This window comes from Cupriavidus sp. CuC1 (assembly GCF_044627735.1).
Classification (GTDB): Bacteria; Pseudomonadota; Gammaproteobacteria; order Burkholderiales; family Burkholderiaceae; genus Cupriavidus; species Cupriavidus ulmosensis.
In genome coordinates this window covers 1-587 of record NZ_JBIUHC010000446.1, presented here as the reverse complement: position 1 = coordinate 587, position 587 = coordinate 1, and the positions used below count along the sequence as shown (strand labels likewise).

1 protein-coding gene is annotated in these 587 nt (G+C 61.5%); it reads left to right on the top strand.

The window, feature by feature from the left end; all coding sequences use genetic code 11:
• Nucleotides 1-85 precede the first annotated feature (85 nt).
• The gene (tnpA, locus tag ACGLHR_RS52135) at nt 86-559 is read left to right on the top strand and encodes an IS66-like element accessory protein TnpA (protein ID WP_400104009.1); all 474 of its coding nucleotides are present in this window, start codon (nt 86-88) and stop codon (nt 557-559) included.
• Nucleotides 560-587: the final 28 nt, after the last annotated feature.

Genomic DNA, 587 nt, shown 5'->3' with positions numbered 1-587 from the left:
GTAAGCGCGAAAATAAGCACACCTAGCTTTTGCTGCTGAGAGTGGGCAGGCTTGCGTCCGCAACCACTATTTGCGGACGCAAGCCATGATGGAATTCGAATGTGAAGTTCCGCCACTGAGGGTGATCCGGGTTCGCTCCAACGGAAAGCGAGACTTTGACCCCGGGGATAAGCGCCAACTGGTCGAAGCGTGTCTACGGCCAGGGGTATCGGTAGCTGGGATGGCACTTAAGGTCGGCATCAATACGAACCAGTTGCGCAAGTGGATTCGGCTGTACCAGGCGACAACGGAAGCCGCGGCGGCCGATAGTGGGGAACCTGCATTGCCAGCGTTCGTACCGGTCGTCGAGGTTGGCGGCGCGATGCGCGTTCCGGAATCTCCGGCATCGCTGGAATGCCTGCCGGCCCGGGCGCCTGCCTCCCCCCAAACATCGCCGCGCCCACCTCTGACCGCGCTACTCACGGCGCGGCTGCCCAACGGCGTGACGGTGGAACTCGAATGTGGTGGACAGGACGTTGCGCTGGTAAAGGCGATGATCGAAGCGTTGGGAGCGCGTTGATGTTCCGGCTCGACGCTGATCTGCAGGT